At 69.4% G+C, this 14,947-nt stretch carries 15 protein-coding genes and 3 tRNA genes; 9 read left to right on the top strand and 9 right to left on the bottom strand.

Going from position 1 to position 14,947, the window contains the following annotated elements; translation table 11 throughout:
• Positions 1-2: 2 nt before the first annotated feature.
• The 5 genes from M2163_RS24870 to M2163_RS24850 all read right to left on the bottom strand — a co-directional run bounded on the left by M2163_RS24870 (position 3) and on the right by M2163_RS24850 (position 2,557).
• Positions 3-809, bottom strand: coding sequence for an ABC transporter permease (locus M2163_RS24870; protein WP_280850631.1), 807 nt, complete (start codon positions 807-809; stop codon positions 3-5).
• Positions 806-1,744, bottom strand: a complete 939-nt coding sequence (locus tag M2163_RS24865) for an ABC transporter ATP-binding protein (RefSeq protein WP_280895064.1) — start codon at positions 1,742-1,744, stop codon at positions 806-808. The genes M2163_RS24870 and M2163_RS24865 overlap by 4 nt, the downstream gene beginning before the upstream one ends.
• Before the next feature lie 128 nt (positions 1,745-1,872).
• Positions 1,873-1,945, bottom strand: a tRNA-Gly gene (locus tag M2163_RS24860).
• A gap of 97 nt (positions 1,946-2,042) precedes the next feature.
• Positions 2,043-2,114 (bottom strand) — tRNA-Gly (locus M2163_RS24855).
• Positions 2,115-2,239: 125 nt separating this feature from the next.
• Positions 2,240-2,557, bottom strand: a complete 318-nt coding sequence (locus tag M2163_RS24850; RefSeq protein WP_053849474.1) for an Lsr2 family protein — start codon at positions 2,555-2,557, stop codon at positions 2,240-2,242.
• Between the two features lie 269 nt (positions 2,558-2,826).
• Here M2163_RS24850 and purS point away from each other — a divergent pair, with 269 nt between their 5' ends.
• The 7 genes from purS to purM all read left to right on the top strand — a co-directional run bounded on the left by purS (position 2,827) and on the right by purM (position 10,449).
• On the top strand, positions 2,827-3,090 hold the full coding sequence (gene purS / locus M2163_RS24845; protein WP_003999970.1) for a phosphoribosylformylglycinamidine synthase subunit PurS: 264 nt from the start codon (positions 2,827-2,829) through the stop codon (positions 3,088-3,090).
• A complete protein-coding gene (gene purQ / locus M2163_RS24840) occupies positions 3,087-3,767 on the top strand; it encodes a phosphoribosylformylglycinamidine synthase subunit PurQ (RefSeq protein ID WP_037722174.1) in 681 nt (226 codons plus the stop codon). Before purS ends, purQ begins: the two co-directional genes overlap by 4 nt.
• A complete protein-coding gene (gene purL, locus M2163_RS24835; RefSeq protein WP_280850633.1) occupies positions 3,764-6,022 on the top strand; it encodes a phosphoribosylformylglycinamidine synthase subunit PurL in 2,259 nt (752 codons plus the stop codon). The genes purQ and purL overlap by 4 nt, the downstream gene beginning before the upstream one ends.
• 88 nt (positions 6,023-6,110) lie before the next feature.
• Positions 6,111-6,908, top strand: coding sequence for a maleylpyruvate isomerase family mycothiol-dependent enzyme (locus tag M2163_RS24830; RefSeq protein WP_280895063.1), 798 nt, complete (start codon positions 6,111-6,113; stop codon positions 6,906-6,908).
• A 76-nt stretch (positions 6,909-6,984) separates the two neighbouring features.
• Positions 6,985-7,755, top strand: a complete 771-nt coding sequence (locus M2163_RS24825) for an META domain-containing protein (protein ID WP_280895062.1) — start codon at positions 6,985-6,987, stop codon at positions 7,753-7,755.
• A gap of 57 nt (positions 7,756-7,812) precedes the next feature.
• Positions 7,813-9,339 carry an amidophosphoribosyltransferase gene (gene purF, locus M2163_RS24820; protein WP_280850636.1) on the top strand — a complete coding sequence of 509 codons (1,527 nt, stop codon included), beginning with the start codon at positions 7,813-7,815 and terminating at the stop codon, positions 9,337-9,339.
• Between the two features lie 45 nt (positions 9,340-9,384).
• A complete protein-coding gene (gene purM, locus M2163_RS24815; protein ID WP_280895061.1) occupies positions 9,385-10,449 on the top strand; it encodes a phosphoribosylformylglycinamidine cyclo-ligase in 1,065 nt (354 codons plus the stop codon).
• An 89-nt stretch (positions 10,450-10,538) separates the two neighbouring features.
• On the opposite strand, the gene M2163_RS24810 is transcribed toward purM, so the two are convergent.
• The gene (locus tag M2163_RS24810) at positions 10,539-10,790 is read right to left on the bottom strand and encodes a DUF3073 domain-containing protein (RefSeq protein ID WP_028808738.1); all 252 of its coding nucleotides are present in this window, start codon (positions 10,788-10,790) and stop codon (positions 10,539-10,541) included.
• 281 nt (positions 10,791-11,071) lie between these two features.
• Positions 11,072-12,175 carry a Glu/Leu/Phe/Val dehydrogenase dimerization domain-containing protein gene (locus tag M2163_RS24805; protein ID WP_280895060.1) on the bottom strand — a complete coding sequence of 368 codons (1,104 nt, stop codon included), beginning with the start codon at positions 12,173-12,175 and terminating at the stop codon, positions 11,072-11,074.
• Between the two features lie 222 nt (positions 12,176-12,397).
• Here M2163_RS24805 and M2163_RS24800 point away from each other — a divergent pair, with 222 nt between their 5' ends.
• The gene (locus tag M2163_RS24800) at positions 12,398-13,240 is read left to right on the top strand and encodes a hypothetical protein (protein ID WP_280895059.1); all 843 of its coding nucleotides are present in this window, start codon (positions 12,398-12,400) and stop codon (positions 13,238-13,240) included.
• 515 nt (positions 13,241-13,755) lie between these two features.
• On the top strand, positions 13,756-13,962 hold the full coding sequence (bldC, locus tag M2163_RS24795) for a developmental transcriptional regulator BldC (protein ID WP_003949541.1): 207 nt from the start codon (positions 13,756-13,758) through the stop codon (positions 13,960-13,962).
• 391 nt (positions 13,963-14,353) lie between these two features.
• Here the strand turns inward: bldC and M2163_RS24790 are convergent, their stop codons facing one another.
• Positions 14,354-14,557 (bottom strand): DUF6274 family protein, encoded by a 204-nt coding sequence (locus M2163_RS24790; protein WP_280895058.1) that lies wholly within the window; start codon positions 14,555-14,557, stop codon positions 14,354-14,356.
• 271 nt (positions 14,558-14,828) lie between these two features.
• Positions 14,829-14,903 (bottom strand) — tRNA-Asp (locus M2163_RS24785).
• Between the last annotated feature and the right edge of the window lie 44 nt (positions 14,904-14,947).

Raw genomic sequence — 14,947 nt, 5'->3', positions numbered from 1 at the left:
CGTCAGCGCCTCGGCTCCCACCGGAACCACCGCCGTACAGCAAACACCGCCAGGACGGTCCAGGCCAGCGCGGTCGCGAGGGTGCCCAGTGCCTCGTACACCGACAGGGTGCCCGTCCAGCCGCCGCGGATCAGGGTGATCACGGGGGACAGCGGCAGCAGCTCGCACACCGACGCGAGCCGGTCGGGCAGCATCTCCAGGGGGACGGTGACGCCCGAGAGCGTCATCGAGACCAGGACGAACGGCAGTGTGGTGACCTGGGCGCTCTCCACGGTCCGGGTCACGGCCGCCGTGACGGCCGCGAGGGCCGCACACATCACCAGCCCCGACAGCAGCCCCAGGACGGCGAGATGGGGCGCGTGCGGCGCGGGCAGGTCGAGCAGGACCGTGCTTCCCGCCACCAGCACCAGGGACTGCACGATCCCGGTCGCGCCGACCGGCAGCGCGGTTCCGCACAGGATCTCGACGTCCCGCGGCTCCCCGGTGCGCAGCCGCTTCAGCACCAGTTCCTCGCGCCGTGAGGTGAGGATGCCGGTGAGGGCGCTGTAGACCCCGAACAGCAGGGCGAAGCCGATCGCGGCCGGCAGCAGCACCAGGCCGACGCTCAGCCCGGCCTCCCCGACGTCCATGTCGTCCACGACGGACCGCAGGCTGAACGGCAGCACGAGCGGTATCAGTACGGCCGTGAGGAGCGTGGCCCTGCTGCGCCCGAGCAGTGTGAACTCGGCCCGGGCGAGTGCGCCCAGCCGTCCGGCGGGAGTGGTGAGGCTGCTCGTGCCGCGAGCTTCTCGCACGGTCAGGCCGCTCATGCCGCTACCTCCTCGCGCGCCGCGATCCCGAGGAACGCCTCCTCCAGCGAGGCGGACCGCACATCGAGCCGCCGCAGTTCGACCCCGGCCCGCTCGGCCCACACCAGCAGTCCGGTGGCGGCCCGCTGCAACTCCCGCGTCCGCAGCCGTACGATGTTCCCGTCGACCTCGTGCCCGGACACCCCGAGCTGCGCGAGCGGCGGCAGGTCCCCCACGAAGTAGCCGTGCGGCAGCTCGAACGAGATCCGGGCCGGCTGGGCGGCGGTCACCTCGGCCGGGGTCCCGGTGGCCGCGATCCGCCCCTCGTGCAGGATCGCCAGCCGCCCGGCGAGATCCTCGGCCTCCTCCAGGTAGTGCGTGGTGAGCAGCACGGTCGTCCCCCGGTCGCGCAGCGCCCGCACCAACTCCCAGGTGTCCCGCCGCCCTTCGGCGTCCAGGCCGGTCGTCGGCTCGTCCAGGAACAGCACCTCGGGATCACCGAGCAGCGCGAGCGCCAGGTCGAGGCGCCGCCGCTCACCCCCGGACAGCTGCTTCACGCGTACGCCGGTCCGCCGGGCGAGCCCGACGAGTTCCAGCACCTCCAGCGGAGGCCGGGCCCCGCTGACGCAGCCGGCCCACATCCGCGCGGTCTCCGCGACGGTCAGCTCGGAGGGGAAGCCGCCCTCCTGGAGCATCACCCCGGTCCGCGGGCGCACGGCGGCGCGCTCGCTGTACGGATCGTGCCCGAGGACGCGGATCCGCCCGTCGGTCGGCCGGGCGAGTCCCTCCAGCAGTTCGACGGTGGACGTCTTGCCGGCGCCGTTGGTGCCGAGCAGGGCGAAGATCTCTCCGCGTGCCACGGAGAAGCTGATTCCGCGCACGGCCTCGAACCCGCCCCCGTACACACGCCGGAGGCCGGTGACCTCAATCACGTGTTCGTGTTCGTCGGTGTTCATGAAGCCAGCGTCCCGGCGGACCGGACGCGACAGCAGTGCGCGCTGTCACCACTCCGTATGACAAATGTCAGACGGGGCGGAGGGCAAGAAAAGAACCCCGGTCCAGGGGACCGGGGTCTTCACTCGAGAGCGGACGACGAGGCTCGAACTCGCGACCTCAACCTTGGCAAGGTTGCGCTCTACCAACTGAGCTACGTCCGCATTGCATCCGACCGGCTCTCACCGATCGGCGCGAGCACCAGCCTACCTGATCCTCCCCCAGAGGGAGTGCCCCCAGGGAACAAGACCGGCGGTGCAGAGCGGGTGACAGGAATTGCACACTGCGCCTTCCCCCTGGAAGGGGGACGTTCTACTACTGAACTACACCCGCGTGTACTCCGTGAGCTGGGCCTTTTCGGCCTCGCCCCTCGGCGTGCTCCAGACTCTAGCTGACCAGGTGGGGTGCAACGCAAGTCGGTTGTGCCGAGGGGCCGGTGACCCGGCGTCGACAGGCCCTCACTGGGCCTCGGCGAACGCCTCGTAGACCTTCTTGGGGATGCGTCCGCGGGCGGGGACGTCCATCTTGTTGGCCTGGGCCCAGGCCCGGACCGCGGCCGGGTCGGGAGCGACCTCGGTCTGCTTGTACGCCTTGCCCGACCTGGACCGCTTGCGGCCGGCCTCCACGTACGGCTCGAGCGCCTTACGCAGTTTCTCGGCATTGGCTTGATTCAGGTCGATCTCGTACGACTTGCCGTCGAGTCCGAAGGCGATCGTTTCCGCCGCTTCCGAGCCGTCGATGTCGTCAAAGAGAGTGACCACGACCTTCTGCGCCACGAATATCGGTCCCTTCGTACGGCACGGTGTCAATTCATTTGTACAGTGCCCGACAATGCATTGTGAAGCTCGACTAAATCCTTTGGCGTGTCCCAGCGCAATAGGTATCAGGTGTCGATCTGAGATCTTTCCCGGAAATTTTCGCGTACGGCCACGTCTGCGTTGCGTCGTGATGGCCGTCACGTAGATTCCTACAACTCAACGCGCGTAGAAATTTTGTGCGGGTAGTCTGAAGGAACCTGCTCAGCACCACACCACCGGGAGTGCCAGTGGCACGCGTCGTAGTCGACGTCATGCTCAAGCCGGAGATCCTCGACCCCCAGGGCCAGGCGGTCCAGCGCGCACTGCCGCGACTGGGTTTCGAAGGCATCTCCGACGTACGTCAGGGAAAGCGATTCGAACTGGAAGTGGACGGCCCGGTCGACGAGGCCGCGCTCGCCCGCATCCATGATCTTGCGGAATCCTTCCTCGCCAACACCGTGATCGAGGACTTCACCGTCAAGGTGGAGGAAGTCGCGGAGGCCGTGAAGTGACCGCTCGTATTGGCGTCGTCACTTTCCCCGGCAGCCTGGACGACCGCGACACCCAGCGCGCGATCCGCCTCGCGGGCGCCGAACCGGTCGCGCTGTGGCACAAGGACAAGGACCTCCACCAGGTGGACGCGGTCGTCCTTCCCGGCGGCTTCTCCTACGGCGACTATCTGCGGGCCGGCGCCATCTCCCGCTTCTCGCCCGTGATGGAGACGGTCATCGAGCAGGCCAGGGCAGGACTCCCGGTCCTCGGTATCTGCAACGGCTTCCAGATCCTCACCGAGGCCCACCTCCTCCCCGGCGGCATGCTCGGCAACGACCACCTCCACTTCATCTGCCGCGACCAGAAGCTGCGGGTGGAGAACGCGGACACCGCCTGGACCGTCGACTACACGTCCGGCCAGGAGATCCACATTCCGCTGAAGAACATGGACGGCCGGTACGTCGCCGACGAGTACACGCTGGACAAGCTGGAGGCCGAGGGGCGGGTCGTCTTCCGCTACCTGGACTTCAACCCCAACGGCTCCCTCCGGGACATCGCCGGCATCACCAACGAGGCCGGGAACGTCGTGGGCCTCATGCCGCACCCGGAGCACGCCACCGAGCCGCTGATCGGCACGGGCCGCACCGACGGCCTTCCGTTCTTCACCTCGATCCTCAAGAAGCTGGTCAACGCATGAGCCGGACGCCTCTGGACACGGTCGAACACGCGGCCGCGACCCCCGACGTCGAGCTGCCCTGGGCCGAACTGGGCCTGAAGAAGGACGAGTACGAGCGGGTCGTGGAGATCCTCGGCCGCCGGCCCACCGGTGCCGAACTCGCCATGTACTCGGTCATGTGGTCCGAGCACTGCTCGTACAAGTCGTCGAAGGTGCACCTGCGCCAGTTCGGCGAGAAGGCGCCCCAGTCGGACGCCCTCCTCGTCGGCATCGGCGAGAACGCGGGCGTGGTCGACGTCGGCCAGGGTTACGCGGTCACCTTCAAGGTCGAGTCGCACAACCACCCCTCCTACGTCGAGCCCTACCAGGGCGCGGCCACCGGTGTCGGCGGCATCGTGCGCGACATCATCGCGATGGGCGCCCGGCCGGTGGCGGTCGTGGACCCGCTGCGGTTCGGTGCCGCTGATCACCCCGACACCAAGCGCGTGCTGCCGGGTGTCGTCGCCGGCATCGGCGGCTACGGCAACTGCCTCGGGCTCCCCAACATCGGCGGCGAGGTCGTCTTCGACGCCTGCTACCAGGGCAACCCGCTGGTCAACGCCGGTGCCATCGGTGTGATGCGGCACGAGGACATCCACCTCGCGAAGGCGTCCGGCGCGGGCAACAAGGTCATCCTGTACGGCGCCCGCACCGGCGGCGACGGCATCGGCGGCGCCTCGATCCTCGCCTCCGAGACCTTCGACGACGCCAAGCCCTCGAAGCGCCCGGCCGTGCAGGTCGGCGACCCCTTCCAGGAGAAGCTCCTCATCGAGTGCACCCTGGAGGCCTTCAAGGAGAAGCTGGTCGTCGGCATCCAGGACCTCGGCGCGGCCGGCCTGTCCTGCGCCACCTCCGAGCTCGCCTCCAACGGCTCCGGCGGCATGCGCGTCACGCTGGACGACGTACCCCTGCGCGACTCCACCCTCTCGCCCGAGGAAATCCTCATGAGCGAGTCGCAGGAACGCATGTGCGCGGTCGTGGAGCCGGAGAAGGTCGACCGGTTCCTGGAGATCTGCGACAAGTGGGACGTCATCGCCACCGTCATCGGTGAGGTCACCGACGGTGACCGCCTGGAGATCTACTGGCACGGCGGCAAGATCGTCGACGTCGACCCGCGCACGGTCGCGCACGACGGCCCGGTCTACGAGCGCCCCTACGCCCGCCCCTCCTGGCAGGACGAGCTCCAGGCGGACGACGCGAACAAGCTGCCCCGGCCCACGACGTCGGACGAGCTCAAGCAGCAGGTACTGAAGCTGGTGAGCTCTCCCAACCAGGCGTCCAAGAAGTGGATCACCTCGCAGTACGACCACTTCGTGCAGGGCAACACGGTGCTGGCCCAGCCGGAGGACTCCGGCATGATCCGCATCGACGAGGAGACCGGCCTCGGTGTCGCCATCGCGACGGACGGCAACGGCCGTTACGCCAAGCTCGACCCGTACGCGGGCGCCCAGCTGGCGCTGTCGGAGGCCTACCGGAACGTGGCGACGACCGGTGCCAAGCCGCTCGCCGTCTCCGACTGCCTGAACTTCGGCTCGCCCGAGGACCCGGCCGTCATGTGGCAGTTCGCGGAGGCCATCCGCGGACTGGCCGACGCGTGCCAGCAGTTGGGCACCCCGGTCACCGGTGGCAACGTCTCCCTGTACAACCAGACGGGCGAGGCGGCCATCCACCCGACCCCGGTGGTGGCCGTGCTCGGCGTCATCGACGACGTGGCCCGCCGTACGCCGGTCGCCTTCCAGGAGGAGGGCCAGCTGCTGTACCTCCTCGGCGACACGCGTGAGGAGTTCGGCGGCTCGGCCTGGTCCCAGGTCGTCCACGACCACCTCGGCGGCCTGCCGCCCAAGGTCGACCTGGAGCGCGAGCGGCTGCTGGCGGAGATCCTGATCTCGGCCTCCCGCGACGGCATGATCGACTCCGCGCACGACCTCTCCGACGGCGGCCTGATCCAGGCGGTCGTGGAGTCGGCCCTGCTCGGTGGCAAGGGCGCCCGCCTGATCGTCCCGGACGGTCTGGACGCGTTCACGCTGCTGTTCTCGGAGTCGGCCGGCCGCGCCGTGGTGGCGGTCCCGCGCTCCGAGGAGCTCCGCTTCAACGACATGTGCGGCGCGCGCGGCCTGCCCGCCACCCGCATCGGTGTCGTCGACGGCGACTCGGTCGAGCTCCAGGGCGAGTTCGCCCTGTCCCTGGAGGAACTGCGCACCGCGCACGAGGAGACGATCCCGGCACTGCTCAAGTAGCCGGCAGTCTTACGACCGCGAAGGCCCCGCCCGTCCTCGTGACGGGCGGGGCCTTTCGTCACGGTGCCACCGGACTAGGCTCATCGCCATGCCCACGGCCAGGAAGCGCACCCGCACCTACGACCCCGTCAAGATCCGCAAGGCCGTGCAGGCCCAGTTCGGAAACGTACGGGAGGCCGTAGCCACCCTGACCCCCGAGCAACTGGCGCTCCCCACGCGGCTGGGGGAGTGGACCGTACGGGAGCTGGTCGCGCACATCGGGATGGCGGTCACGGCCGTCCACCGGAGCCTGGACCGGCCCGAGCCCGCCCGGCAGGACGCCACGGTCCTGGACTGGCCCTTCGCCACCGCCGCCAGTTCCTCGGCCATCGCCGAGTTCACCCGGGGCCTCGCCGAGCGGCACCCCGACCTCGACGCCTACCTCGGCGACACCGACCGCACCCTGGCCGAGCTGCTGGACGCCCACCCCGGCACGCGGCTCCTGGAGACCAACGCCGGTGCGATGCCCCTCGCCGACTACCTGGTCACCCGGACCGTCGAGCTCGTCGTCCACACCGACGACCTCAACGCCGCCGTCCCCGGCCTCGGCATCCCCCACGACCGCCAGGCGCTCGCCGCCTGTACCCGCCTGCTTGCCGACGCCCTCGCCCTGAAGGCGCCCGGCGGTTCCACCGAGGTGCGGATCCCGCCGTACGCCGTCGTGCAGTGCGTCGAGGGGCCGAAGCACACCCGGGGCACCCCGCCGAACGTCGTCGAGACCGATCCGCTGACCTGGATCCGGCTCGCCACCGGAAGGCTGACCTGGAAGGACGCGCTGGAGGGGGCCAAGGTCAGCGCGAGCGGGGAGCGGGCGGACCTGGGCGCTCTGCTTCCCCTGATGAACTGAACCCTTCGCGCCCCTCGTGCGTCCAAGTGCCATGAAGCGGACGACACGTGTGAAATGCGCCGCCACCCTGGCCGCCGTGGTCACCACGCTGCTGGCCGCCTGCGGCACGGAATCCGGCGCCGGAAGCGACTCGATCGACTCGATCAAGAGTGCCGCCGACATCGCGGGCATCGACTGGCTGCCGCAGAAGGTGACCGTGGACGGCAAGGAGTACGTCCTGCCGAAGGACGCCGAGACCGTCCAGGACGCCCGCATCGTCTTCAAGCCCGACGCCGACGCCTCCCGCGAGGACGGCGGCGAGTCCGGCGGCTCGGTCGGCTGCAACAGCATCGGCGCCGATGCCGAGATCGACGGCGACACCGTGCGGATCACCGACCTGGTCCAGACGCTGATCGGCTGTCCCGACCCGCTCGGGGAGTTCGAGACCCGGTTCACCAGCGTCTTCGAAGGCACCCACAAGGCCAGGGTCTCCGAACGCGACGGCACCAGGACCCTCACCCTGACCCGCGCCGACGGCGACAGCATCACCTTTCGGGAGAAGACGGCCCCGCCGCTCAAGGGCACCCGCTGGTCCCTCGGCAAGAACGCCTACCTCACCCTCACCAAGAACGACACCGTCACCGGCAGCCTCGGCTGCAACACCTTCCACGGCAGGGCCACCGTCAAGGACGGCACCATCGAGTTCGGGCGTCTCGCGACCACACGCATGATGTGTGCGGGCCCGGTGATGAAGACCGAGCGCGAACTCGCCGGAATCCTCTCCGGGAAGGTCTCCTACCAGCAGGAACACAAAACCCTGAAGATCACCAAGGCGCCCGGCAGGAGCGTTACGGCCCGGGCGGAGTAAGAAAGCCCACTCTCCACGAATTCGGACCAGTGGTCGATCTCGCCTACACTCGGAGCCGTGCCACGTGGTGACGGACGACTCAACCACGACCTGCTCCCCGGCGAGAAGGGCCCCCAGGACGCTTGCGGCGTCTTCGGTGTCTGGGCTCCGGGCGAAGAGGTCGCCAAGCTCACGTACTTCGGGCTCTACGCCCTCCAGCATCGGGGCCAGGAATCCGCGGGAATCGCGGTCAGCAACGGCTCCCAGATCCTCGTCTTCAAGGACATGGGCCTCGTGTCCCAGGTCTTCGACGAGACCTCTCTCGGTTCGCTCCAGGGTCACATCGCGGTCGGACACGCCCGCTACTCGACCACCGGCGCCTCCGTGTGGGAGAACGCCCAGCCGACCTTCCGTGCCACCGGGCACGGTTCCATCGCGCTCGGCCACAACGGCAACCTGGTCAACACGGCGCAGCTCGCCGAGATGGTCGCCGACCTGCCCAAGCAGGAGGGGCGCAGCCCCCGGGTGGCCGCCACCAACGACACCGACCTGCTCACCGCGCTCCTCGCGGCCCAGGTCGACGAGGACGGCAAGCCCCTGACCATCGAGGAGGCGGCCCATTCCGTCCTCCCGCAGGTGCGCGGCGCGTTCTCCCTCGTCTTCATGGACGAGCACACCCTCTACGCGGCCCGTGACCCGCAGGGCATCCGCCCGCTGGTCCTCGGCCGCCTGGAGCGCGGCTGGGTGGTCGCCTCCGAGTCCGCCGCCCTCGACATCTGCGGCGCGGCCTACGTCCGCGAGATCGAGCCGGGCGAGTTCGTCGCCATCGACGAGAACGGCCTGCGCACCTCCCGATTCGCGGAAGCGAAGCCCAAGGGCTGTGTCTTCGAGTACGTCTATCTGGCGCGCCCCGACACCGACATCGCCGGCCGGAACGTCTACCTCTCCCGCGTGGAGATGGGCCGCAAGCTCGCCAAGGAGGCGCCCGTCGAGGCCGACCTGGTCATAGCGACCCCGGAGTCCGGCACCCCGGCGGCCATCGGCTACGCCGAGGCGTCCGGCATCCCCTTCGGCGCGGGCCTGGTGAAGAACGCCTATGTCGGCCGTACGTTCATCCAGCCCTCGCAGACCATTCGCCAGCTCGGCATCCGCCTGAAGCTGAACCCGCTCAAGGAAGTCATCAAGGGCAAGCGGCTGGTCGTCGTCGACGACTCGATCGTGCGCGGCAACACCCAGCGCGCCCTGGTCCGCATGCTCCGCGAGGCGGGCGCCGCCGAGGTCCACATCCGGATCTCCTCGCCCCCCGTCAAGTGGCCCTGCTTCTTCGGCATCGACTTCGCCACCCGCGCCGAACTCATCGCCAACGGCATGACGATCGACGAGATCGGCACCTCACTGGGCGCCGACTCCCTGGCGTACATCTCCATCGACGGCATGATCGAGGCGACCACCATCGCCAAGCCGAACCTCTGCCGCGCCTGCTTCGACGGCGAGTACCCGATGGATCTCCCGGACCCCGAGCTGCTCGGCAAGCAGCTCCTGGAGACCGAGCTGGCCGCAGGGCCCGCCGCCACGGCCGCGGCCGACGCGATCCGTCGCCCGTAGGCAGCCCGTCATACCTGCCGTACGACACGAAAGTTCTCTACTGCCATGTCTGAGACAACTGGTGCCAGCTACGCAGCCGCGGGCGTCGACATCGAGGCGGGCGACCGCGCCGTAGAACTCATGAAGGAGTGGGTGAAGAAGACCCAGCGCCCCGAGGTCCTCGGCGGCCTCGGCGGTTTCGCCGGACTCTTCGACGCCTCCGCCCTCAAGCGCTACGAGCGTCCCCTGCTCGCCTCCGCCACCGACGGCGTGGGCACCAAGGTCGACATCGCGCGCCAGCTGGGCGTCTACGACACGATCGGCCACGACCTGGTCGCGATGGTCATGGACGACATCGTGGTGTGCGGGGCCGAGCCGCTGTTCATGACCGACTACATCTGCGTCGGCAAGGTGCACCCCGAGCGGGTCGCCGCGATCGTCAAGGGCATCGCCGAGGGCTGTGTGCTCGCCGGCTGCGCCCTGGTGGGCGGTGAGACGGCCGAGCACCCCGGCCTGCTGGGTCCGGACGACTTCGACGTCGCCGGCGCCGGTACGGGCGTCGTGGAGGCCGACCGGCTGCTCGGCGCGGATCGCATCCGTAAGGGTGACGCGGTCATCGCCATGGCGGCCTCGGGTCTTCACTCGAACGGGTACTCGCTCGTGCGGCATGTGCTCCTGAACGAGGCGGGCCTCGCCCTGGACGCCCGGATCGACGAGCTGGGCCGCACCCTCGGCGAGGAGCTCCTGGAGCCCACCAAGATCTATTCGCTGGACTGCCTGGCCCTGATCCGCACGGCCGAGGTGCACGCCTTCTCGCACGTCACCGGCGGCGGTCTGGCGGCCAACCTGGCCCGGGTCATCCCCGACGGCCTGCACGCGGTCGTCGACCGGACCACCTGGACCCCGGCCCCGATCTTCGACCTCGTCGGCAGGACGGGGCAGGTCGAGCGCCTGGAGCTGGAGAAGACCCTGAACATGGGCGTCGGCATGATCGCGATCGTCCCCCAGGAGTCGGCGGACGTCGCCCTGGCCACCCTGGCCGACCGCGGGGTCGAGGCCTGGGTCGCGGGCGAGATCACGGACCGCGGCGAGCACGCCACGGGCGCCGAGCTCGTGGGCGACTACGCCTAGGAGCGGCGGCGCCCGGAGACCGACAGGCAGCGCAAAACCCGGTCCGGTGGTGTGGACCACCCCGGACCGGGTTACGCACAGCTAGGTCGTCAAGCTCCGCGGCGTTGAGACGCAGGACCGGACTCGTCGTCCTCGTCCTCGTCGTCGTTATAGAGATCCGCGTACTGGGCGTACGGGTCGTCTTCCTCGTCGTCGTCCTCGAACGGCTCGCCATTCGGCGGCTGGCTCGAAGTCGAAGCGCCCAGCTCATTGGCCAGACGCGACAGATCAGTCCCGCCGCTGCTGTACTTCAGCTGGCGGGCGACCTTCGTCTGCTTGGCCTTTGCCCGGCCGCGCCCCATGGCTCGACCCCCTCGGATACGGGGCTCGGTGGCCCCAGAGTCTTGACACGCGTTCATGATCTGGAACGGGCTCTCCGCAGAGAGACCGGTCCGTAGGGCTTCCACGGTACCTGAGCCCACGCCCATACGGTACGTCGCCCGCACCACGGGCCCGGCCCCAGGACCCTCGGGGAGCCCCGTCCCCGCTGGTCAACCGCGATTTTAACCACTTCTTCGCGGCCGACCCGCCGACGAACGTGAGAGTTCTCTCTAAGTGTGCGCCGACGGGTACCGGTCAAACGTCAGTGCGCCGGTTTCCTGGCCGCCTCGTGCATCCGCTGCTCGGCGATCCGGTCGGCCGCGGCGGCCGGCGGAATCCCGTCTTCCTTCGCACGTGCGAATATGGCGAGCGTGGTGTCGTAGATCTTCGCGGCCTTCGCCTTGCACCGCTCGAAGTCGAACCCGTGCAGTTCGTCGGCGACCTGGATGACCCCGCCGGCGTTCACCACGTAGTCCGGCGCGTAGAGGATCCCGCGGTCGGCGAGGTCCTTCTCGACGCCCGGGTGGGCGAGCTGGTTGTTGGCGGCACCGCAGACGATCCGCGCGGTCAGCGCGGGCACGGTGTCGTCGTTGAGGGCGCCGCCGAGCGCGCAGGGGGCGTAGATGTCCAAGCCCTCGGCGCGGATGAGGGTGGCGGTGTCGGCGACGGCCGTGACGCCCGTCGGGTGCGCCGCGAGGATCCGGCCCACGGCCTCCTCCCGCACGTCCGTGATCAGGACCTCGGCGCCCTCGGCCCGCAGGTGCTCGACCAGATGGTGCCCGACCTTGCCGACGCCCGCGATGCCGACCCTGCGGCCGGTGAGCGAGGGGTCGCCCCACAGGTGCGCGGCGCTGGCGCGCATGCCCTGGTAGACGCCGAAGGCGGTGAGGACGGAGGAGTCGCCGGCGCCGCCGTTCTCCGGGGAGCGGCCCGTCGTCCAGCGGCACTCCCGGGCGACGACGTCCATGTCGGCGACATAGGTGCCGACGTCGCACGCGGTGACGTAGCGGCCGCCGAGCGAGGCCACGAAACGGCCGTACGCGAGGAGCAGTTCCTCGCTCTTGTCGCGCTCGGGATCGCCGATGATCACGGCCTTGCCACCGCCGTGGTCGAGCCCGGCCATGGCGTTCTTGTACGACATCCCGCGCGCGAGGTTCAGCGCGTCGGCGACGGCCTCCTGCTCGCTCGCGTAGGGGTAGAAGCGCGTCCCGCCGAGGGCGGGGCCGAGCGCGGTGGAGTGGAGGGCGATGACGGCCTTGAGGCCGCTCTTGCGGTCCTGGCAGAGCACGACCTGCTCATGACCGCCCTGGTCCGAGTGGAACAGGGTGTGCAGCACATCGGCAGCGGCGCCGGTTACGTCGGTCACTGTGGTGACTCCTGGGTCCAATGCGGCGATGGGACACAGGCGCCCGTAAGGGTGGCGGGGCCTGTGGGCACGAGATTAGAGCCTGTGGCGGCCCCTGACCGTGCAGTGCTCAGGATCACCTTCTCGGCGGGTGTCGGCGTGCGACGATTTGCATAGTTTTCCCGCGCGTTTGTGTGCGGGTTTCGCAGGTTTTCCCGGCAGGCGGCGGGGGAGAGAGCAGGCGTGCCCAAGGTGTCCTCGGTGATCGTCCCGTACGCGACCTATCTGCGCGTGTACGAACCGCTGGCCGCCTTCCCCGAGCCCGAGCGCACCCACTGGGAGCGCTACGCCCGCCGCCCGGACCGTCCCTCGTACCAGGACGAGCTGCGCCGCTCCCTGGCCGATCTGCTGCCCACCCCGCCCGTCCCGGTGCCGGTGCACGAGAGCAGCGACGCGTTCGTGCTCGAGGTCGACGGCGTGGTGTGCGTGTGTCCGTGGCGGACCCGGCTGCGCGGCTGGCTGGCCCTGGAGGAGCTCGGGGAGGAGCTGCCGGGGCCGGTCCTGGACGCGGTGCTGCCCGAGGTCGTACGCCGCCAGACCGCCCAGGACTACGAGCGCTGGCTCGCCCGCAACCCGGACGCCCGGCCCTGGATCCGCACGGCGACCTGGCAGGTGCCGCTGAACTGGTTCGTGCTCGTTTCCGACGAGGAGCGGCGCTTCGACAAGGGGTCCGGCGAGGTCCCGCCGATGCTGCGCTACCGCACGCCCATGGTGCAGGCCAGGCGGCGCGTGGCGCGGGCTCTGCGGGCCCTCAAGGACGCCGTCGACGAGGGGCCGCTCATCGACGGCCTGATCGATGTGGGGCGCTGGCTGGAGGAGTTCCACCCGCGTTCGCTGGTCGAGCTCGACTACGGCGGTCTGGTGCATGTGCTCCCGCCGGGCGAGCTGGAGGACGACCACTCGGCGGCCGACGTGGCCGAGGGCATCGAGGCGCTGCGGCACGGTGACGGGGCCGCGGCGGGCGAGGCCTACGGGCGGCTCGTGGAGCGCTGGCGGTCCGTCAGGGATCGTCGCTCGGCGAACTGAATGTGCGCCATGTCACGAACAGGCGTTTGACCTGACGCCCGTTTTGGGGTTTCGTCCTCGCTCAAGGGTTCAACTTCCCCTGAAGTCTCACCGACAAGGGACGTAGGTCCCGATCCGGGCGTACACCTCACGACGTGTCAAGCGTGACGGACCGCACGTACCCGGGCTCTTGCATCTCTTGCCTCTCCTCATGCCAAAATAGGACAAGGGGCCCGGGGGAGGTTCCGCTTTGGGGGGTCTGGTGACTCCTGATCGCCTCTGTGACTGATCGTCACAGAGGCGTGACTGTCCGCTATGGCATGGTCCATCGGCTTCCGTCGCCGATGAACGCCTGGGGGGCAATTCCATCGGTTTGGCCGACGCGGCTGGACAGATGGTGTAGTTGTAGTGCCGAGGACAAGCCGTTCGTCCTATAACCGACTCGACCCGCATCCGCCATTTCGGGCAACGCGGGTCAAGGTGCAGAATTTAGAGGAAAGAACCGAGAAGGTTCGGTTCTCCCGAGGAGGCCGCTCATGACCGCTCGCACCCCTGATGCCGAGCCGCTGCTGACCCCGGCTGAGGTCGCCACGATGTTCCGCGTGGACCCGAAGACGGTCACGCGGTGGGCGAAGGCCGGCAAGCTCACGTCGATCCGCACGCTCGGCGGGCACCGCCGTTACCGCGAGGCTGAGGTCCGCGCTCTGCTCGCGGGTATCCCGCAGCAGCGCAGCGAGGCCTGAACAACTGAATAACCGGACAAACCGGCCCGCCCCCCAGCTGGCCGCGGCGTCCGAACACCGGCTCCAAGCGACGCGGGTCCTGCCCCAACAGGGCCCATTCTCAAGCTCGTCGTCGATCGCGCTGGACTCCGCCGAGTCCAGCGCGATCTTTTTTGTGCGCGGACCGTGGGCGCCCGGTGGGCCTGTGAGCGGGCTTGTCGGAGTCTGGGGAGGGGTGTCGGATCTCCTGTGGGGCGGCCCCTGGGTGAGGTGTGACCAGGGGTGCAATTGCACATATTAAATTGACCTGTTGTAGGGGAGCGGTAAGTTCCACGGTTTCAAAAACTCATGCGGTGACTCCCGTCACATGCCAGAGTCCTTGTCGCCGTCGCTCCCGCTGCGCTAGAGAGCGTCACGCGGGAGAGGGGCTCTCGTCCTCCGCGAACTCCTCCACGGACTTCTCCGGGGGCGGCCCGGCCGCCGGGGCCGAGTCCATCGCCAGCCGCAACAGGCGGTGGCAGATCGGGCAGTGGCGGGTCAGATGCCGATACGACGACGCGGCCGACAGATGCGCGCGGAGCAGGGCCCGCGTCTCGTGCCTGACCGTTGCCGCCATGCGCCACCTCCGGGCTCCGCTGGGAACGGGGGCCTGGTTTCTGGGTACCGGGGTCTGACGGCGCCGTCAAGATGGCGTGGCGCTCCACGGGGGCGCCGTGGGCCTGTCCTGCCTCACCCGGAGCTGCCGTGACCGCCCTGGGGCTGCCGCCCCCAGCCCCCCGCTTCGGCCCTGAAGGGGCCTCGTCCTCAAACACCGGACGTGCTGGGCCTGTAAGCGCATGAAGGAGGGCCCGCACCCCGTTGCCGGGATGCGGGCCCTCCTTCTACTGCGGTCCTGACGGGATTTGAACCCGCGGCCTCCACCTTGACAGGGTGGCGAGCACTCCAAACTGCTCCACAGGACCAGGTTTCGCGGCGCTTATTGCTGCGTTGCGCTGCGAGAAGGACT

The organism is Streptomyces sp. SAI-135, from assembly GCF_029893805.1.
Taxonomy (GTDB): domain Bacteria; phylum Actinomycetota; class Actinomycetes; order Streptomycetales; family Streptomycetaceae; genus Streptomyces.
The sequence above is the reverse complement of the archived record's forward strand: the minus strand, read 5'-3'. Positions and strand labels throughout refer to the sequence as shown.